Consider the following 17,434-nt stretch of genomic DNA (forward strand, 5'->3'; position numbering starts at 1 on the left):
CTAGGCCTTCAGCCAGGCGCGGAGCTCCTGCAGGGCCTGGCCCGTCGTCCACCGGGCCAGGTCGGGCCACTCGTGCTGCTGACGCAGATGCTGGATGAACCGCATGCCCACGTAGTAGCCGATGCGCTGCGGGAACTCGGACTCGCCGCTCAGCGTGAGGAAGCGGCGGATCACCTCGTCCTCGTCGGAGTCGAGGTTCGCGAGGATCTCGGCACGCGCGGCGGCGTCGTGTCGCCGGCAGTCCGCGAGCCAGTCGTCGTACCCGGGACCGAACCAGAGGTGCTCGGCGATCGAGTACTGCGGGAAGAGTTCAGCCGTCAGCGCGGTGGCGAAACCCTCGCTGTAGATGTCCTGCCCGAGCGGCCCCTCGTCGGGCCATGGGTGCGCGGGCAGCGGTGCCTGCAGCGCATGGGCGATCTCGTGGGCGGCCAGGATCTCGGCTGCGCGTTCGTCGGGGATCAGCTCGACCGCCAGGTACAGCGTGCCCTCGGCGACCCAGCCGTTGGAGGTGGCGAGGCCGACCATCGCGACACCGTTGATGTCGACGTGGGCGGCGTCGAGAAGTGGTACGACGCGAGCGGCCGCCTGCTCGATCCAGCGGGTGCCGTGCGGCGCGTTGGCGGAGATGCGTTCGGCGTACCGCTCGTACGCCGCGAACGCCTTCTCCCGTTGGGCCGGCCGCAGAGTCCGCCCGGATCTCGTCAGGTCGTTCAGCACCTCCGGGTACTGCTCGACGTACTCGTCCCAGTTCCCGCCCTCTCCCAGACCTTTGCCTGCTGCTCGAACTCCTGCGGGTCGCTGTGCACCGGGATCACGCAGAGCAGATGGCCGCCTGGGGCGCGGAGGGTGTGGCAGCCCTGCCACTCTGCGACCTCCACCGCGCCGAGACCGGTCAGCCGGGCGACCTCGGCCGGTACGTCGTCGGTCTCGATGTCCAGGTGGTACCGGGCCTCGTCGTCGACGGACTGGATCGCCGTCACGTAGCCCGGGACGGCGTTGTGCAGCGAGACGAACTGGGGCTCGCCGTCCGGCGACGACGTCCGGACGCCGAGGGCCTTCGACCAGAACGCGGTGGCCGCGGCCACGTCGTCCTTGTGGGTGTCGATGAGAAAGGTGGAGACGCGGCTGCGATGCATACGGATCAACCTAGTTCCGGACGGTGGTCGTCCGGTACTGGGTTTACCGTGCTGATCATGCAGGCGATCGAGCAGACACAAGTACGCGTCGTACCGGCCAACGAGGCTCCGTGGGAGGACCTGCAGGCAGTCTTCGGTACGGCGGACGCGGGACAGTGCCAATGCCAGCGGTTCAAGATCCGCGGCTGGATCTGGCGGGACTCCACGCTCGACGAGCGGATGACCCGCCTGCAGGACCAGACCGCGTGCGGCACCCCCGACGCCCCGTCGACGGCCGGCCTGATCGCGTACGTCGACGGCGAACCGGCCGGGTGGGCCGCGGTCGAACCACGCACGGCGTACCCGAAGCTGCGCACCTCCCGGGTGCCGTGGACGGACCGGAACGAGGACAAGGACGACGACCGCGTCTGGTCGGTCACCTGCCTGGTGGTCCGGAAGGGCTTCCGCGGACGGGGCCTCACGTACCACCTCGCGCGCGCCACGATCGACCACGCGCGCAGCCGCGGCGCCCGCGCGCTGGAGGCCTATCCGATGCTCACCCAGGCCGGGAAGACCATCACCTGGGGCGAGCTGCACGTCGGGCCGCACCAGGCGTTCGAGGAAGCCGGCTTTCATCAGGTCACCCACCCGACGCTGCGTCGCACGGTCATGCGCATCGACTTCAGTCGTACGTAGCCTGGGCGCGCCAGGTGTTCTGGGTGAGGGTGAAGAGCCAGGCGCGGGTGTCGGCGGTCTGGAACTGGAAGCGGGCCTGCCGGGACTCGGTGGCCGGGTCCCACCAGCGGTCGGTGGACAGCCAGGGGCCGGCCCACGAGCTGATCGGGTGGATCTTGTTGCTGTCGGCAACTTGAACGCCGGTGCCGCCGGACGGGCGCAGGGTGAACGCGACCGGGGCGCCGGAGAGCTCGCCGCGGGCGGTGACCGAGACCACGGCACCGTTGGCGGCGAACACCTTCGCGGGGATCGGCTCCGGGAAGATCGTGGTCGGGGCCAGCACCGGCCAGCGCCGCGGGTCCGGGCCGGTGATCGACCCCGGCCACGGCTGGTCCGGCGGCCTGGCCGGCACCGGCGGGTCGCCCCACGGCACCAGCGTCTGCCGCTCGGCGAACCCGCGCCCGCCGCCGATCGCCACCGACACCACCGCGCCGTGCCCGAGCATGCTCTGCACCCGCGACAGCGCCCGGTGGATCCGCTCGTCCGGCCCGCCGCCCCACAGCCCGTCGGCATGCGCGCCGACCGGATCCACCTGGCCCGGGATCAGCCGCACCCGGACCACGGGTGAGGTCAGCTCGCTGGTCGCGGTACCGCTGCCCTGCAGTTGCCAGCGCACCCGGTCCACCACGTCCGCCGCGGTGAACCAGCGCGGATGCAGCCACTCCCGCTCGTGGACCCGGCCGGACTCGGTACCGACCTCGACCCGCAGCGTCGTACACACCAGGCCGAGCCCGGTCAGCCGGACGACCAGCTCGTCGGCGATCGACCGGACCGCGAACGCGACCTGGTCGACCCGGTCCACGGCCGGCTCGAAGTCGAGCGTCCGGGTGAGCTCCGGCGGGATCTCCCGGCCGGTCACCGGGCGGTCGTCGGCGCCGCTCGCCAGCCGGTGCGCGAACCCGCCGTCCGGGCCGAAGCGGGTCAGCACCTCGGTGCCGGACAGCTCCGCGAACGCGCCCAGCGACCGCAGCCCCAGCCGGCGCAGCAGATCGGTGAGCGCCGGCTGCTCGAGCAGGTCCACCGACAGCGGCGCGAGGAACTCCCGCGAACCACCCGGCGGCACCACGTGCACCCGGGTCCGCGCGGAACTCGCCCGGGCCGCCTGCTCCGCGGCGAACGGCCCGTCGGCGATCCCGATCCGGCTGCCCGGTACGTCGTACGTCTCCAGCCGGTCGAGGAGCTTCTCCGCGGCCGCCTCCTCACTGCCGTAGAACCGCGCCGGGCCGCGTGCCTTCAGCGCACACATCCCCGGGCGGATCACCTGAACGCCCGGGGTGATCGCCTCCAGGCAGGAGATCACCGGGTCGAACGCCCGGGCGTCGAGCACCGGGTCGTACTTCAGCACCACCAACTCCGGACACCGCGACTGCGCGTCCCGCGCCCGCTGCCCCCGGCGCACTCCCTCGGCCCGCGCGGCCGCCGACGTGGCCAGCACCTTCCCCTTCTCCAGCACCGCGATCGGCTCCCCCACCCCCCGCCCACTCACCCCAGCAGCAGCCGCCACCGGCCAGTCGGGCACCCAGATCACCATCGACCGAGTCAGCCCCCGCCCACTCATCACCCCACCGCCTCGATCTGCTCGGTCCACCCGTCGGCGGGGCTCTCCGCAGCCGGTTCCACGGAGCGGATCTCGCCATCGGTTGCCGGCAGCCAGAGGGTGTGTTTGCGGGCGTGCACGGCGGCGCGGCGGCCGGTCACGGCGACCGTTGCCTGGCGGGCGGTGAGCAGGCCTTCGCCTTCGCCGAGGCCGGTCCAGGTGCTGCTCTCGATCTCGAAGCGGGCCTCGCTGCCGGGCCAGGAACCGTACGCGATCAGCATCGCGCCGCGGGTGCGGAGCCGCGCCGCCAGCCGGGACGCCTCCCCCGGCGTCACCTCGCCCGGCGGCCGCACCACCACCACGGTCAGCGCGTCCACCAGCGCCGCGACCACGCTGAGCCACTCACGTCCCGGATCCGGAACCAGCACCAGCCGCTCCAGATCCACCCCCAGCCCACGCGCCGCCTCCGCCCCGAACGACGGCACCCCGACAACCCCACACCAGGCCCCGTCCGCGGACGGCCCCGCCATCAACGCCATCACCAACGCCGCACTCCCCCGCACCGAGTACGCCGACCCTCCACGCAACCCAGCCCCCGCCAGCAGCTCCCGCACCGCCGGATGCGTAGGCAGCTCCCGCCCCACCCCCGCCGTATCCAACGCCTGCTGCACCCGCGCAACATCCGATGCCCGCGGCGGCCGGGCGACCGAGGAGAGCCGTCCCCCGTCGACCGCGGCAAGCCGCTCTCCCGCCCCCGGGTCAGGCTGGTGGACGAGATCCGGGTCGAAGCTCGCCACACTCGCCAACCGCACCGGTCCGGTGGGCGGATGGTCAGGCAGACCAGGCCAGGCGTCACGACCGGCGGTCGGCACGGAGGCGGAGGTGGGCGCGGAGGTGCGACTTGCGGGGCCGGTCGTGGCTTTCTGGGCTTTGGCTTTGGCCAGGAGCGCGCGGGCCTGGTCGAGTGGTGTGACTCGACTCTCCGGTGCCGCGTTCCCCGTCATACCCCCATGTTCGAACACCTGTTCGAACAAGTCAATCCGGTCGTCCACAGGCCCGCGGCTGGCTAGAGTCCGGGGCATGCGACGCGTCGATCACCCTCGGTTCACCAAAGCCTTACAGCAGGTGGAAGACAGTATCGACGCCGCCTGGGACAGTTTCCGTACCGCCTCCGGAGTGAGCCAGGAGGACGCCCGTGAGCTGGCCGAGGTCGTGTTGCAGGACGCGTCCGAGTTCGACTGGCGGGTCGTCGACGGGGCGCTGAAGCAGCTGATCTGTCCGGAGTGTGGTGCCCAGCTCGGCGCGGGTCAGCTCGGATGCCGGAGCTGTGACCTGGCGAACGGGTTCCGGTTCGCGGCGCGGGAGACCGACCGCCCCGCCGTACCGCCCGGGAACGAGCACGCGATCCGGGTGTCCTCGGCCGTCGCCCGTACCCGCCACCGCTACACCCCGCGCGCCCGCGCCGGGTACGAGCTGCTCCTCCCCGACCTGCTCGCCGGGCACCTTCCCACCACCGCCCAGGCCCAGCACGCCAAGCACCTCGTCAACCAGCTCACCGACGACGAACTGGAATGCCTCATCACCCCGGCGGACTTAGGGTAAGAGGCATGCCTAGGACTATTGCCACCAACACGAAGGTCGAGCTGGACGGGCTGCTGGAGTTCGTCCGGCCGCGGCACCATATGTTGCTGTTGACAACGAGAGCGGACGGGACCGTGCAGGCGTCGCCGGTGTCGGGCGGGGTGGACGAGCAGGGCCGGATCGTCATCTCGTCGTACCCGGAGCGGGCGAAGAGCCGCAACGTCAAGCGGGACGGCAAGGCGAGCGTGGTCGTGCTGTCGGACGAGTGGAACGGCGCGTGGGTGCAGGTGGACGGCGCCGGCGAGGTGATCGAGCTGCCGGACGCGGTCGAGCCGCTGGTCGACTACTTCCGGGCGATCTCCGGCGAGCACCCGGACTGGGACGAGTACCGCGAGGCGATGGTGAAGCAGGGCAAGTGCCTGATCCGGATCACCCCGCGGCGCTGGAGCCCGATCGCCACCGGCGGCTTCCCGGCCCGGCTGGCCGATTGATGCGGACCGCCCTGGTCGTCCACGCCCATCCCGACGACGAGGTGTTCGCCACCGGCGCGGCCACCGCGGTCCTGAGCGAGCAGGGCTGGAACGTCGTACTGCGCGTTGCCACCGCCGGTATGCACGGAGCGTCCGACCACCTGGACACCTCCTGCGAACTGTTGGGGATCGCGGACTGGGACTGGCTCGGCGGACCGGATCAGTGGATCGACGACGGCGGCCGCAACGGATCACGCACGCTGGCGGCCGCGCAGCCGGAAGCGGTGGCCGCAGCGGTCGAGGCCGCGGCCAAGGAGTTCCAGCCCGAGATCATCCTCACCGTGGGCAGTGACGGCCTGACAGGTCACCCGGACCACATCGCCATCGCACGAGCAGTCCAACGCGTCCCGTACCGCGCGCTGGGGGCTCGGCTCAGAGCTCAGGACGTGCAGGCAGGTGCGCGGCTGGTCCAGCAGATCGCTCCAGGTGAGCAGGTCGGCTCAGGACACGTCAAAGGCTGCGACCTGCCGCTGCAAGAGATCACAGGTGCGTCAGAGGAGCGCAGACGGCAGGCACTGGACGCGTACTACGACGGCCTCGGCAGCAAGCCGCTCGCTGAGCTCATCACGACCCACCGTGCGAGCAGTGACGGCCTGCTGCTGCGTGCGGTGTTCGATGCGACCGGCTGGCAGCAGGACCGCTTCGAGGAGCTCACTGCTTCGAGCGACGCTCCATCGTCTCGGTGATGCGCTGCATGGCTCCTTCGAGGTGCTGCCGCAGCGCAGCTTCGGCACCTTCCTCGTCGTGGGCCAGGCAGGCGTCGAGGATGGCCTGGTGCTCGCGCCGGGTCTGCTCGATCCGGGCCTTGGTCTGCCGGGAGCCGAACCGGTAGCGCTCGCTGTTCTGCCAGACCGGCTCGATCGCCCGCGGCAGCCAGCGCGATCCCCCGGCCCGGTAGATCGAGAAGTGGAACTCGGTGTGCGCCTGCCGGGAGGCGATGTTGTCGCCGAGCTTCGACAGCCGGACGTGCTCGGCCAGCGCCTTCCGGGCCGCCGCCGCGTCCGCGTCCGAGAACCGGGTGGCGGCCGCCCGGACCGCCAGCGACTCCAGCGCCAGCCGGGTCTCGTGGGTGTCGCGCAGGTCCTCCATCGACAGCTCGCGGACCCAGGCGCCCTTGTGCGGGACGATCTCGACCAGCCCGAGCGCCGCCATCCGCCGCAGCCCTTCGCGGATCGGCATCTGGCTCATGTCCAGGCGCTTGGCGAGCTCCTCGAGCCGGAGCGCCGTACCGCTGGGCAGCTCGCCGGACAGGATCAGCTCGTGCAGCTCGGCGGCGGCTTCCTCGGCGAGCGTACGACGGCCGGTCGGCCCCCCAGGCGTAAGCTCGAGTCGTCGGATCATCAGTAGCGGGCTGCCTCTCTCCAATTCAGCTCTGGAGGGTACGGTAGCCGCCCACCGGGTTTCTGGCGGCGTTCGACGACGGATTGCCCAGTAAATACAAGTGGTCTAGCCCACCGACAGTCCGGTCAGGTCCAGCAGCACCCGGCCCGCCGGCCGCTCCAGTACGTCGCCGACCCGGTCCGCCGGTACGACGTCGTAGTCCGCCCGCCACGGCACCGACGCGATGTCCGCGAGCGCCTGGCCGACCGCGTCCGGGGCCAGCGTGGTGCGCTGCAGGTTCACCGGCAGCAGCCGCAGGTCCCGGCCGACCAACTGGTGCAGGTCGATCGTGGTGAACTCGCCGGCCTTGTACCCGAGGACGGCGATCCGTCCGCCCGGTGAGACGTGGCCGAGCACCCCACCGGTCACCGGACCGCCCAGAGTGTCGACGACCGCGTCGCACCACGGCAACTCCCGGCCCACCTGCCCCAGCCCGTCCACACGCACGATCTTGTCGACCAGCCCGCCGACAGTGTCCACAGGATCGTCCAGCGACACCAGCCCGATCACCCGGGCCGCTCCGGCCGCCCGCGCGATCGCAGCAGACATCCGCCCGATCAACCCGGTCACACCGGTGACGACGACCGTCTCACCCTGCTGTACGTCGGCCACCCGCCGTACCGCGGTGTGCGCCGTCAACACGGGCGTCAGCAACGCGAGCGCCGCAGCCGGCTCCAGCGACGACGGCACGGCGTGGACGGCGGCGTTGGGTACGACGGCGTACCGCCCCCACACGCCGTTCCGCGTCACGCCGACACCCTCGCCGCGAACCACGACCGTCTCGCCGGCGGCCATCACGTCCGAACTCAGCACCACGCCGGTGCCCTCGGAGCCCGGGACGAACGGCGAGCACGGCTGCTTGCCCGCGAGCGTCGACCGGTCCAGCGGAGTCACCGCGGCCAGCCGCATCTCGACCAGCGTCTCACCCGGACCGGCGGTCAGCTCGACCTCGTCGGCCTTCAACTGCTCCCCCGGTCCGTGACTGTGCAGCACAGTCCCCCGTGTACTCACGCTGCTACCCCGTTCCCCACGATTTGATATCTGATCACAACCCCGACCAGACCGAAAACCCGTCTCACTCCGCGGAGACCTCCGTCGCGAGCGGCCGGGTGAGCACCTCGGCCGTCGCGGCCCGCGCGGTGGACACCTCGTCGCTGCCCATCGGGAACGGCCAGTCGCTGCCGGCCAGCACCCGCTCGGCACCGAACGTCGTGTTCAGCAGTTCCAGTACGGCGTCGTCGTGCACGAGATCGTCGACGTAGAACCGGCGCAGCGCGTCGGCCACCGGCAGGGACACCGGCTCGATCCCCGGCCGGTCCTGGTCGATCCCGCGCTGCCACCGTCCCGCGACGGCCGCCGTCACACCACCCCCATGACACAGACAGAACCGGATCCCCGGAAACCGCCCCGGCACGTCCGCGAAGACGAGCGAAGCCGCCGCCACTCCGGTCTCGTACGGATTCCCCAACAGGTTCGACAGGTAAAACGAATCAAGCCGCTTGTCGTCACTGGCACCCGGGTGAATCAGCGTGAACGCCCCGGCGGCGTCCAGCACCCGCCAGAGCGGATCCAGTCCCGCATAACTCGCCGTACCGATGGCGAAGCCGCTGAAGACGCCCTCACCGGCAAGCCCCGCCGCGACACCAGGCGCGGCAGGGTCGAGCAGCGGCAGGTGTGCCAGCACGCGGAGCTGCGGTGTGGCGAGCTCCCGGAGGCCCTGGTTCACCAGCTCGGCCCACTCGGGACCCGCGTCGTACCGGAACAGCGGCGGCGGCACCGAGACCACGGCGCCGTCCAGGTCCTGCGCGGCGATCCACTGCAGCAGGGCCGCCGGGTCGGCGAGCCGCCGCAGTGGCAGGCGGCTGCCGTCGACGACCAGCGAGCCGCTGTCGACGGACAGCCCGAACTCGCCCCGATGCGCCGCGGCCAGCACCGTCGGCGGGATCAGGTGCGTGTGGACGTCCCAGCCGGCCATGTCAGCGGGCGTCCTCGTCGTTGTCGTAGAAGTCCGGACGCTCCGGGTAGTGCGGACCGTCGTACACCTCGAGCAGCACCGAGGTCTCCTCCGCCCGCGTCGGTCCGTGGACGACGCCCTTCGGGTTCCAGTAGAAGCTGCCCTTGGTGAGGGTCGTCCCGGTCGGCAGGTACACGTACCGGCCGGACAGGCAGAACATGAACTGGTTCGACGCGTGCTTGTGCTCCGACGGGATGCCGGAGCCCTTCTCGAACCGCACAAGCGCGATCGACGCCTCGGTCTCCGGGTCCCGCCAGAGCATCTTGTGGGAAAGACCGTCCAGCGACTTCTCCACCCACTCCAGGTCGTCCGTTTGCAGCAAGATCTCCCGCAGCGGTTCGTCGAAACTCATGGCACCTCCCGGCCGGTCACGTGCTTGTACAGGTCCTCCGCCACGCCAGGCCCCATCGGAGCCACCGCGGCGATGTGGCCGTCCGGCCGGATCAGTACGACGCTCTCCGGCGGTACGCCGTACCTGTTGGTGGCGACACTGCCCGGGTCGAACAACGCCCGGTCGCGCAGCCCGGAGTCGTGCGGCGCGTCCCACCGGGACACCGCGTAGTGCTGCAACGCGGGCGAGCCGTTGACCGGGATCTCGGGGCGCCGGCGTACGTCGGTGAAGTACAGCGCCACGAACGAGTCCTTGCACAGGTCGTGGATCGTCGTACGCCCCGTGGGGCTCTGCAGCACCAGGTCCGGCGCCCTGTCGCCCGCACGGACCGCGGGCGGCGCGGCGGACGTGGCCACCATCGACCAGTCGCCCACGCCCTCCACGTCGAGGCGCACGCTCAACAGCGTCCGGTTGTACGCCGTGGCCCACGAGCCGGTGTTCTCCGTGACCGCACCGCGCTGGAACGACATGTACTTCCGGGCGGCCTCGGCCATCTCGCCCGAGCCCTCGATCGCGACCGGCCGCTGCTCCTGCTCGTACCCGTCCAACAGCTCAGGAGAGGCCCAGCCGCGCAGTACCCAGGCCAGCCGCCACGGCAGGTTGGACGCGTCCAGCGCACCGGTGTTCAGCCCGAGCGCCCACATCGGCGTGATCAGGTGCGCCGCGTCGCCCATCAGGAACACCTTGCGGTCGGCGGTCCACTGCTCGGCGACCCGGTGGTGCACGTTGTACACGACCGAGCCCATCAGCTCGATCCGGTCCACCTCGCCGATGAACTGCTTCACCTTCACCAGCAGGTCCTCGTCGCCCGGTGCGTCGGCGCCCGCCGCCAGCGGGAACAGGAACCGCCAGTTGTCCGGCTGCCGGATCAGCACCATCCACTCGGACTTGTCCGCGAAGTACGCGAGGTACGGGTAGTCCCGGGCGTTGTCGACGTCCAGGTCCACCACGACGTCGATCAGCATGTACCGCTCGGGCAGGGTCTCCCCCACGACCTTCACGCCCAGCGCGTCCCGGACCCGCGACCGCCCGCCGTCACAGGCCAGCAGGTACGACGCCTCCAGCTCCTGCGGCCCGTCCGGCGTCTCCAGCTGCAGTACGACGCGGTCGTCGCGAATGTCGAAGGACGTCATCCGGTGCTGCGTCCGTACCGGCTCCGTCAGCGCCGCCGCGAGCAAGGGCTCCATCTTCTGCTGCGGCAGGTTGATCACGAACGGGAACTGGGTGTCGTTCACCAGCTCGGCCAGCTGCACCGAGGCGCGCGGCGTGTTCGTGGCCCGGTCGATGTCGCCGATCTCGTCGATCCGCAGCGCGGCACCGAGGATCCGGTCGACCGCGCCGTACCGGTTCCAAATCTCCAGCGTCCGGCTGAGCGTCGTACCGGCCTTGGTGTCGGAGGAGAGGGTGGCGTCCTCCTCCAGCAGCACGTACGGAATGCCGTAGTGCTGCAGACCGAGCGCGGTGGTCAGACCGATCGGTCCGGCCCCTACTACCGCTACGGGAAGCTGTTCAGTCACAGATTCACTCCACAAAGCTCTTGAGCTTGGCAAAGGCACGTTCTCTGGTCAGCGCCGACCCGGTCATCGCGGCCGCGTCGGACAGCAGGAACAGCAGCGGACCGACCACGTCGTCGGGGTCGCCGATACCTATGGTGTCCTGCCAGTGCTCCCGGTCCGCACCGGCGTTCGCTCCCCGGAACTGTTCGGTGTCGATCACGCCCGGCGAGACCACGTTCACCCGGACCCGGTCCGCGGCCACCTCCGCCGCCAGCGTCTTCGCGAACGCCACCAGCGCCGCCTTGCTCGCCGCGTACGCCGCAGCGCCCGGGTACCCGCTGGACGCCATCCCGGACGTGAAGACCACGACCGAGCCGGCCTGCTGCTTCACCATGTGCGGTACGACGGCCTGGCAGGCCCACACCACGCCATCCAGGTTCACCTGCAGCGTCCTGGTCCATTCGGCCGCGTCCAGCTCCAGCACGGACGACCGCGGCTGCACGGCCGCACCGGCTACGAGCCCGTCGATCCGCCCGTACCGCTCCAGCACCTCATCGACGGCGGCCACGACTGCAGACCGGTCGGCAACGTCCACCTGCACGAAAGCCACGCCCTCAGGTGGTGCGGTGACGTCAAGCACGACCGCCGTACCGCCGGCAGCGTTCACGGCCTTGGCCAGCGCAGCACCGATGCCCTGGGCGCCGCCGGTGATCAGTACGACCTCACCGGTCGCGTCGAAGCTCGCCTTCATGGCGTGTCCTTCTGCTTCGACGTCATGGTCTCGGTGATCCGCTGGAACGCACCAGCCAGATGACTGCGCAACGCCAGCTCGGCCGCGTCCGGGTCACGCGCCACACACGCGTCCAGGATCGCCTGGTGCTCCTGACGGCTCTTCTCGATCAAGAACGCCGTAGGACGGCTCCCGAACCGGTACCGCTCGCTGTTCTGCCACACCGGCTCGATTGCCCGCGGCAACCACTGCGACCCGCTGGCGCGGTAGATGGTGAAGTGGAAGTCCGCATGCGCATCACGAGCACCGGCCGAGTCCTCGGCACGCGACAACCGCAAGTGCTCGGCCAGCGCGGCCGCCGCCTTCGACAGGTCCTCCTCGGTGAAGCGAGAAGCAGCAGCCCGTACGGCGAGGCTCTCCAACGCCAGCCGGGTCTCGTGCGTGTCCCGCAGATCCGACAGCGACAGGTCACGGACCCAGGCGCCACGGTGCGGGATGATCTCCACCAGTCCCAGCGCCTCCAGTCGGCGAAGGCCTTCGCGTACGGGCATCTGGCTCATCTCCAGCCGGCTGGCCAACTCCACCAGACGCAACGGCGTACCGCTGGGCAGCTCACCGGACAGGATCAGCTGGTGCAGCTCCGCGGCCGCGTGCTCGGCGAGGGTACGACGACCGCCCTTGCCGCCGCCCGGCAGCAGCTCCAACGGCCCGCTCATCCTCGTGTCACCTTGTTGCGCAGCTCCCCCAGCTTGTCGGACCGCGTGACGACCACGTCGCCGTCCTGCAGGAACACCTGCGGCTCACGGGCGTTGCCGATGCCGGCGGGCGTACCCGTGAGCAGCAGGTCGCCCGGGCGCAGCGTCATACCGAACGACAGCTCACTGATCAGCGTGGCCACGTCGAACGCCATCTGCCGCGTCGACGCGTCCTGGCGTACCTCGTCGTTCACCAGGCACTGCAGGTGGATGTCCTGCGGGTCGCCCAGCTCGTCGGCGGTGACGATCCACGGGCCGAGCGGCATCGTGTCGTCGATGCTCTTGCCCTTCAGCCACTGGCCGCCGTGCGCGCGCTGCAGGTCCCGCTGCGACACGTCGTTCGCGAGCGTGTAACCCCAGACATGGTCGAGCGCCTCGGCCACGGGGATGTTCTTGCCGGTCTTGCCGATCACCAGCGCGACCTCGGCCTCGTAGTCCCACTTGGCGGAGATCGCCGGGTCCCAGGCGATGTCGTCGTACGGCCCGATCACCACGTCCGGGCCCTTGGTGAAGAACGTCGGGTGCAGCGGCCGGTCCACGTCCTGGCCCTCGCGCTTGCCCTTGCTCTCCTCGAAGTGGTCCCAGTAGTTCCAGCCGGTACACAGGATGTCCCGCCGGAACCGTCGCAGCGGCGCCCGCAGATCCTCCTGCCGGTAAGGGATCTCGCCCACGACCGCGGCCGGGCCCTCGATCACCTCGGTCAGATCCGTTGCGTCAAGCAACTGTACGGAGTTCTCGGCGAGCACGCCGGGGACGACCGCCCCGGCGTGCTCGACCATCACGTATCTCATCTCAGGTCCACTCGACGCCGCGCACAACATCACCCCCGGTCATGAGACCACCGCGATCGCGGAGATCTCGATCAGATAGTCAGGATTGGCGAGCTTGCTGACCTCGACCATCGTCGAGGCCGGCAAGGGTTCGGTGAAGTACTGCGCCCGGACCTCGTGGATCTTGGCGAAGTCCTCCATGTTGCGGACATACACGTCGACCCGGCAGACGTCCGCGAGCGTGCCGCCGGCCGCCTCGACGGCCGCCTTCACGTTCTCGCACACCTGCCTGGTCTGCTCCCGGACGTCCCCGACGCCGGCGATCCCGCCGTCCGGCGTCCGCGCGGTCATCCCGGAGACGAACACCAGCCGCCCGGTCGCCTCGACCGTCGTGGCCTGCGAGAACACCCCGTTCGGGCTCCGCAGCGCCGCGGTGGAAACCTGTGTCTTCGGCATCAGTCCAGCACCCCTCCCGCCGGTACGACGGCACCGACCGCGCGCGCGGCGGCGAGCAGCCCGTCGAGTCCCGACCTCTCGATCAGTACGCCGTTGCGCCGTTGCTGCCCGGCGCGTTCGGCCTCTATCTCCCCCGGCAGGTACAGCCGGTTCACTCCAGGCGCGGTCGCGCTGCCGCGGACCCGCGCCGCCAGTCCGGACGACCGGCGTTTGAAGTCCTCGACGCCGCCCATCAGTTCCGGGTCGATCGCCAGGAACAGGTGCGCGCAGTCGTTCGGCCGGTCCGGCTCGCGGTACAACGGGCGGACCTGGTCGCCCCAGCCGCCGCCGCTGAGGACGCCGGTGAGCACGTCGATCATCAGCGCCAGCCCGAAGCCCTTGTGGCCCGCGGCCGGCAACAGCATGCCCAGGACGGCCTCGTCCGGGTCGGTGGTCGGCGTACCGTCGCGGTCCGTCGCCCAGCTGTCCGGGATCGTCCGCCCGGCCGACGCGGCCAGCCGGATCTTGCCCAGGGCAACCGCCGACAGCGCCATGTCCAGCACGATCTCGACGCCGGCCGTGGTCGGTACGGCGATCGCCAGCGGGTTGTTGCCGACCAGCCGTTCCGCGCCGCCCGGTGCGGGCATCAGCGGGGTCGTGTTCGACATTGCGATACCGATACACCCGGCCTCGCCGGCCTGCATCGCCCAGCGGCTCGCGGCCCCGAAGTGGTGCGCGTTCCGCACCGACACGATGCCGATCCCGTACCGCCCGGCGCGCTCGACCGCGTGGCTCATCGCCTGCGGGCTGGTCAGCTGCCCCATGCCGCCGCGGGCGTCCACCACCATCGCGGCCCCGGCGTCGAACAGTACGTCGAGCTCGCGCTCCCGGGTGACACCGCCGGCGTTCAGCCGTTCGACGTACATCGGGACCAGCATCACGCCGTGCGAACTGACGCCACGCAGGTCCGCCTCGACCAGCGCGGACGCGATGTCGCCGGCGTCCCCGGACTCGAACCCGAGCGCCGTGAACACCGCCGCCACGGTCGCCTCCAGCCACTCCGGCCGGACCAGGACGCGCCGATCCGCGTCGGAAGCCTGTGCGGTCATCGCTTCTCCTGTGCCCAGGGGAGCAGGATGTGCTCCAGCAGGGTGAGGCCGTAGAAGAGGACGATGCTCATCACGCTCAGCAGCATGATGGCGGCGAACGCCAGCGTGGTGTCGGCGCTCGCGCCGGACTGCTGGATGACGTACCCGAGACCCTTGGTGGCGCCGACGAACTCCGAGATCACCGAGCCGATCACCGCGAGCGAGATCGCCACCTTGAGCCCGGTGAAGATCTGCGGCATCGCGTACCGCAGCCGGAGCTTGAAGAACTCCTGCACCCGGCTCGCGTTCAGCGACCGCATCAGCTCGACCAGCTCGGTCGGGGTCGACTTCATCCCCTCCGCGGTCGAGATCACGATCGGGAAGAAGCACAGCAGCAGCACCATCACGACCTTCGGCCACTGCCCGAAGCCCATCCAGATCACCAGCAGCGGCGCCACCGCGACCTTCGGGATCGCGTTCACCATCAGCAGCAGCGGGTACACCAGCCGCTCGAGGATCACCGAGCGGACGATCACCAGCGCGATCGGTACGCCGATCGCGATCGCCAGCAGGAACCCCTCGATCGTCTCGGCCAGCGACGTACCGGTCTCGGACAGCAGCTGTCCGGGCTGCTCGAAGAACTTCTGCAGCACCGCCCACGGGCTCGGCAGCAGGAACGGCTCGATCGCGAACACGACCGTCGCGCCCCACCAGAGCCCGATCGCGGCCAGCAGCCCGACGATCGGAAGTACGACGGCCGAGACCGGCGAGGTGGTCAGCCAGGAGCGTCTGTTCGTCACGGCCGCACGTCCTGTACTTCCTTTTCGGCCAGCAGCGCGTGCAACCGGCCGGAGATCTCCGCGACCTCGGTGAGGTGCGCGTTCTGGCCGAGGCTGCGCGGCCGCGGGATGCCGATCTCGACGACCTCCCGCATCCGGCCGGGCCGCGGCGTCAGCACCACCACCCGGTCGGCGAGTACGACGGCCTCCTCGATCGAGTGCGTGACGAACACGATCGTGGTGGCCAGTTCCATCTTGATCCGCTGCAGCTCCTCGGACAGCTCGGTCCGGGTGAGCGCGTCGAGCGCCGAGAACGGCTCGTCCATCAGCATCACCTGCGGGTCCCGGATCAGCGACCGGCACAGCGACACCCGCTGCTGCATGCCGCCGGACAGCTCGTGCGGCAGCCGCCGCTCGAACCCCTGCAGGCCCACCAGCTCGAGCAGCTCGTGGGCCCGGTTCAGGTACGCCGCCTTGGTCCCGGCACCCCGGTCGATCTCGACCGGCAGCATCACGTTCGACAGCACGGACCGCCACGGCAGCAGGGCCGGCCGCTGGAACATGAACGAGACGTCCCGGCGGGGTCCGGTGACGGGTTCCCCCGCCACCTGGACCGCACCGGACGTCGGCGGCAGCAGTCCCGCGATCAGCCGGAGCAGCGTGGACTTGCCACAGCCGGACCGGCCGATCAACGTGACGAACTCGCCGCCGCGAACGTGCAGGTCGATCTCCTCCAGGGCGGTCACCCGGCCCTCACGTCCGTCGAAGACCTGCCCCACACCGTCCAGGCGAATCATCCGGTTCCAGTACTCCTGTCGTCAGCTCTTCGGGGCCAGGTTCATCGTCACGATGTCGTCCGGCGTGATCGAGCCCTTGCCGATCGCACCCGCGTCCGCGAGCTGCGAGATGATGGTCTGCACCCGGTCCTGCGTGACCTCGCCGAGCGGACCCTTGAAGTCGTCCGGCTTCACGTACGACTTCATGATCTCGAGTTCCTTGGTGGCAACGTCCAGATCGGTGTTCGGCACGTACTTCTTCAGGGTCGCGGCGGCCCCGGCCGGGTCGTTCACGGTGTCCTGCAGGCCCTTCAGCAGGGCGGTGGTGAATTTCTTCACCTGGTCCGGGTGGTCCTTGGCCAGGTCCGACCGGGTGATGATCGTGTTCCCGTACAGCTCCGGCAGGAACTTCCCGTACGGCAGCGTGACCACCTTGCGGTGCTTGTTGTCGGCCTTCGCGATCAGCGGCTCGCCGACCACGAACTGGCCGATGCCCTGCACCTTGCCGGACGCCAGCAGAGCCGGCAGCCCGGGCGGCGGCGACGGCAGGAACGTGACCGTCTTCGGGTCGATCCCGACCGCCTTCGCGTAGACCGGGAACATCACCGTGTTGGTCGAGCCCGGCTGGTCGCCGATCGTCTTGCCCGGCAGATCCTTCGGGCCGTTGATGCCCAGGCCGTCGAGCGACATGATCGCGGCCATCGACCGCTGGTGGATCATGCCCACGGAGGTGACCGGGAGCTTCTGCTTGGCCAGGGTGATCGCGAAGGCGGTGAAGTCGCCGATGCCGTAGTCGGCCTGACCGCCGGCCACCAGCTTCATCACGTCCACGGTCCCGCTGCCGGGGGTGATCTTGACGTCGAACCCGGCGTCCTTGAAGTAGCCCTTCTCGAGCGCGACGTACGCGTACGCCTCGCGACCGAAGGTGTTGAACGACGTCAGGTAGTTGACCTTCTGCAGGCCACCGTCACCGCCGCCCGACGCCTTGTCGTCACCGCCGCCACACGCGCTCACCACGGCGAGCCCCAGGACCGCCATCAGGGCGATGACGGAACGCCTCAACCTCATATCGACCTCTCTCGTCCCGATATTTGATCAAACATCAAATGCAGAAAGGTGGTCAATCGGTCCGCGGGGACTTCACGGGGACTTAACGTCCGCCGCACCGGGTCCTCGCATCCTGCCGGCCACCCGTTCCTGGAGCTCCCCCATGCCTGTCCGTAGCCGGACGGGCACCCGGCCCCGACCACAGACCGTACCTGCCTGGGCAGCAGATCGCGACGCCCGCGAGGACCGAACCCCTCCGCATTGCGTCAAATTTG

21 protein-coding genes are annotated in these 17,434 nt (G+C 70.2%); 4 read left to right on the top strand and 17 right to left on the bottom strand.

Translation table 11 applies throughout. The features are described 5' to 3' along the window. The gene (locus ACQHIV_RS13150) at positions 1-717 is read right to left on the bottom strand and encodes a hypothetical protein (protein WP_427894087.1); all 717 of its coding nucleotides are present in this window, start codon (positions 715-717) and stop codon (positions 1-3) included. Beyond that, positions 711-1,136 carry a VOC family protein gene (locus ACQHIV_RS13155; RefSeq protein WP_427894089.1) on the bottom strand — a complete coding sequence of 142 codons (426 nt, stop codon included), beginning with the start codon at positions 1,134-1,136 and terminating at the stop codon, positions 711-713. The genes ACQHIV_RS13150 and ACQHIV_RS13155 overlap by 7 nt, the downstream gene beginning before the upstream one ends. 57 nt (positions 1,137-1,193) lie before the next feature. Here ACQHIV_RS13155 and ACQHIV_RS13160 point away from each other — a divergent pair, with 57 nt between their 5' ends. Next, entirely contained in the window at positions 1,194-1,811 is a 618-nt protein-coding gene (locus ACQHIV_RS13160; protein WP_427894091.1) for a GNAT family N-acetyltransferase, read from the top strand. Here the strand turns inward: ACQHIV_RS13160 and ACQHIV_RS13165 are convergent. Together ACQHIV_RS13165 and ACQHIV_RS13170 are read right to left on the bottom strand one after the other, a co-directional pair. Then, positions 1,798-3,381: a DNA polymerase Y family protein gene (locus ACQHIV_RS13165; protein ID WP_427894093.1), complete on the bottom strand. Its 1,584-nt coding sequence runs from the start codon at positions 3,379-3,381 to the stop codon at positions 1,798-1,800. The genes ACQHIV_RS13160 and ACQHIV_RS13165 overlap by 14 nt on opposite strands. A 26-nt stretch (positions 3,382-3,407) precedes the next feature. After that, on the bottom strand, positions 3,408-4,184 hold the full coding sequence (locus tag ACQHIV_RS13170; RefSeq protein ID WP_427894095.1) for a hypothetical protein: 777 nt from the start codon (positions 4,182-4,184) through the stop codon (positions 3,408-3,410). Between the two features lie 283 nt (positions 4,185-4,467). Here ACQHIV_RS13170 and ACQHIV_RS13175 point away from each other — a divergent pair, with 283 nt between their 5' ends. The 3 genes from ACQHIV_RS13175 to ACQHIV_RS13185 are packed head-to-tail and all read left to right on the top strand — an operon-like array spanning position 4,468 to position 6,184. Further along, a complete protein-coding gene (locus ACQHIV_RS13175) occupies positions 4,468-4,989 on the top strand; it encodes a hypothetical protein (protein WP_427894097.1) in 522 nt (173 codons plus the stop codon). A 5-nt stretch (positions 4,990-4,994) separates the two neighbouring features. Next, positions 4,995-5,459 (top strand): PPOX class F420-dependent oxidoreductase, encoded by a 465-nt coding sequence (locus tag ACQHIV_RS13180; RefSeq protein WP_427894099.1) that lies wholly within the window; start codon positions 4,995-4,997, stop codon positions 5,457-5,459. Further along, positions 5,459-6,184 (top strand): PIG-L family deacetylase, encoded by a 726-nt coding sequence (locus tag ACQHIV_RS13185; protein WP_427894101.1) that lies wholly within the window; start codon positions 5,459-5,461, stop codon positions 6,182-6,184. Before ACQHIV_RS13180 ends, ACQHIV_RS13185 begins: the two co-directional genes overlap by 1 nt. On the opposite strand, the gene ACQHIV_RS13190 is transcribed toward ACQHIV_RS13185, so the two are convergent. The 13 genes from ACQHIV_RS13190 to ACQHIV_RS13250 all read right to left on the bottom strand — a co-directional run bounded on the left by ACQHIV_RS13190 (position 6,150) and on the right by ACQHIV_RS13250 (position 17,180). Next, on the bottom strand, positions 6,150-6,839 hold the full coding sequence (locus ACQHIV_RS13190; protein ID WP_380195999.1) for a GntR family transcriptional regulator: 690 nt from the start codon (positions 6,837-6,839) through the stop codon (positions 6,150-6,152). The two genes, ACQHIV_RS13185 and ACQHIV_RS13190, sit on opposite strands and share 35 nt — an antisense overlap. Positions 6,840-6,944: 105 nt before the next feature. Beyond that, positions 6,945-7,889 carry an alcohol dehydrogenase catalytic domain-containing protein gene (locus ACQHIV_RS13195; RefSeq protein ID WP_427894103.1) on the bottom strand — a complete coding sequence of 315 codons (945 nt, stop codon included), beginning with the start codon at positions 7,887-7,889 and terminating at the stop codon, positions 6,945-6,947. A gap of 64 nt (positions 7,890-7,953) precedes the next feature. After that, positions 7,954-8,853, bottom strand: a complete 900-nt coding sequence (locus ACQHIV_RS13200) for an amidohydrolase family protein (protein WP_427894105.1) — start codon at positions 8,851-8,853, stop codon at positions 7,954-7,956. Between the two features lies 1 nt (position 8,854). After that, positions 8,855-9,244 carry a cupin domain-containing protein gene (locus ACQHIV_RS13205; protein ID WP_380195993.1) on the bottom strand — a complete coding sequence of 130 codons (390 nt, stop codon included), beginning with the start codon at positions 9,242-9,244 and terminating at the stop codon, positions 8,855-8,857. Next, complete coding sequence (locus tag ACQHIV_RS13210) at positions 9,241-10,800, bottom strand: FAD-dependent monooxygenase (protein ID WP_427894107.1); 1,560 nt, start codon at positions 10,798-10,800, stop codon at positions 9,241-9,243. The genes ACQHIV_RS13205 and ACQHIV_RS13210 overlap by 4 nt, the downstream gene beginning before the upstream one ends. A 4-nt stretch (positions 10,801-10,804) precedes the next feature. After that, complete coding sequence (locus ACQHIV_RS13215) at positions 10,805-11,530, bottom strand: SDR family NAD(P)-dependent oxidoreductase (protein WP_427894109.1); 726 nt, start codon at positions 11,528-11,530, stop codon at positions 10,805-10,807. After that, complete coding sequence (locus ACQHIV_RS13220; protein WP_427894111.1) at positions 11,527-12,225, bottom strand: GntR family transcriptional regulator; 699 nt, start codon at positions 12,223-12,225, stop codon at positions 11,527-11,529. Before ACQHIV_RS13220 ends, ACQHIV_RS13215 begins: the two co-directional genes overlap by 4 nt. Then, positions 12,222-13,055 (bottom strand): fumarylacetoacetate hydrolase family protein, encoded by an 834-nt coding sequence (locus ACQHIV_RS13225; RefSeq protein ID WP_427894113.1) that lies wholly within the window; start codon positions 13,053-13,055, stop codon positions 12,222-12,224. The genes ACQHIV_RS13220 and ACQHIV_RS13225 overlap by 4 nt, the downstream gene beginning before the upstream one ends. A gap of 39 nt (positions 13,056-13,094) precedes the next feature. Beyond that, a complete protein-coding gene (locus ACQHIV_RS13230) occupies positions 13,095-13,490 on the bottom strand; it encodes a RidA family protein (RefSeq protein ID WP_427894115.1) in 396 nt (131 codons plus the stop codon). Next, positions 13,490-14,578 (bottom strand): Ldh family oxidoreductase, encoded by a 1,089-nt coding sequence (locus tag ACQHIV_RS13235; protein WP_427894117.1) that lies wholly within the window; start codon positions 14,576-14,578, stop codon positions 13,490-13,492. The genes ACQHIV_RS13230 and ACQHIV_RS13235 overlap by 1 nt, the downstream gene beginning before the upstream one ends. Then, positions 14,575-15,357, bottom strand: coding sequence for an ABC transporter permease (locus ACQHIV_RS13240; protein ID WP_427894119.1), 783 nt, complete (start codon positions 15,355-15,357; stop codon positions 14,575-14,577). The genes ACQHIV_RS13235 and ACQHIV_RS13240 overlap by 4 nt, the downstream gene beginning before the upstream one ends. Continuing rightward, positions 15,354-16,133: an ABC transporter ATP-binding protein gene (locus ACQHIV_RS13245; RefSeq protein ID WP_427894121.1), complete on the bottom strand. Its 780-nt coding sequence runs from the start codon at positions 16,131-16,133 to the stop codon at positions 15,354-15,356. Before ACQHIV_RS13245 ends, ACQHIV_RS13240 begins: the two co-directional genes overlap by 4 nt. A 21-nt stretch (positions 16,134-16,154) precedes the next feature. Further along, positions 16,155-17,180 (bottom strand): ABC transporter substrate-binding protein, encoded by a 1,026-nt coding sequence (locus tag ACQHIV_RS13250; protein WP_427894122.1) that lies wholly within the window; start codon positions 17,178-17,180, stop codon positions 16,155-16,157. Positions 17,181-17,434 lie beyond the last annotated feature (254 nt).

This window comes from Kribbella polygonati (genome assembly GCF_050320105.1).
Taxonomy (GTDB): domain Bacteria; phylum Actinomycetota; class Actinomycetes; order Propionibacteriales; family Kribbellaceae; genus Kribbella.

Coding starts and splice junctions, on each gene's coding strand:
- ACQHIV_RS13155 (WP_427894089.1), bottom strand. CDS start 1,136: ATGCATCGCAGCCGCGTCTCCACCTTTCTCATCGACACCCACAAGGAC.
- ACQHIV_RS13160 (WP_427894091.1), top strand. CDS start 1,194: ATGCAGGCGATCGAGCAGACACAAGTACGCGTCGTACCGGCCAACGAG.
- ACQHIV_RS13165 (WP_427894093.1), bottom strand. CDS start 3,381: ATGGTGATCTGGGTGCCCGACTGGCCGGTGGCGGCTGCTGCTGGGGTG.
- ACQHIV_RS13175 (WP_427894097.1), top strand. CDS start 4,468: ATGCGACGCGTCGATCACCCTCGGTTCACCAAAGCCTTACAGCAGGTG.
- ACQHIV_RS13180 (WP_427894099.1), top strand. CDS start 4,995: ATGCCTAGGACTATTGCCACCAACACGAAGGTCGAGCTGGACGGGCTG.
- ACQHIV_RS13185 (WP_427894101.1), top strand. CDS start 5,459: ATGCGGACCGCCCTGGTCGTCCACGCCCATCCCGACGACGAGGTGTTC.
- ACQHIV_RS13190 (WP_380195999.1), bottom strand. CDS start 6,839: ATGATCCGACGACTCGAGCTTACGCCTGGGGGGCCGACCGGCCGTCGT.
- ACQHIV_RS13200 (WP_427894105.1), bottom strand. CDS start 8,853: ATGGCCGGCTGGGACGTCCACACGCACCTGATCCCGCCGACGGTGCTG.
- ACQHIV_RS13205 (WP_380195993.1), bottom strand. CDS start 9,244: ATGAGTTTCGACGAACCGCTGCGGGAGATCTTGCTGCAAACGGACGAC.
- ACQHIV_RS13215 (WP_427894109.1), bottom strand. CDS start 11,530: ATGAAGGCGAGCTTCGACGCGACCGGTGAGGTCGTACTGATCACCGGC.
- ACQHIV_RS13220 (WP_427894111.1), bottom strand. CDS start 12,225: ATGAGCGGGCCGTTGGAGCTGCTGCCGGGCGGCGGCAAGGGCGGTCGT.
- ACQHIV_RS13225 (WP_427894113.1), bottom strand. CDS start 13,055: ATGAGATACGTGATGGTCGAGCACGCCGGGGCGGTCGTCCCCGGCGTG.
- ACQHIV_RS13230 (WP_427894115.1), bottom strand. CDS start 13,490: ATGCCGAAGACACAGGTTTCCACCGCGGCGCTGCGGAGCCCGAACGGG.
- ACQHIV_RS13235 (WP_427894117.1), bottom strand. CDS start 14,578: ATGACCGCACAGGCTTCCGACGCGGATCGGCGCGTCCTGGTCCGGCCG.
- ACQHIV_RS13245 (WP_427894121.1), bottom strand. CDS start 16,133: ATGATTCGCCTGGACGGTGTGGGGCAGGTCTTCGACGGACGTGAGGGC.
- ACQHIV_RS13250 (WP_427894122.1), bottom strand. CDS start 17,180: ATGAGGTTGAGGCGTTCCGTCATCGCCCTGATGGCGGTCCTGGGGCTC.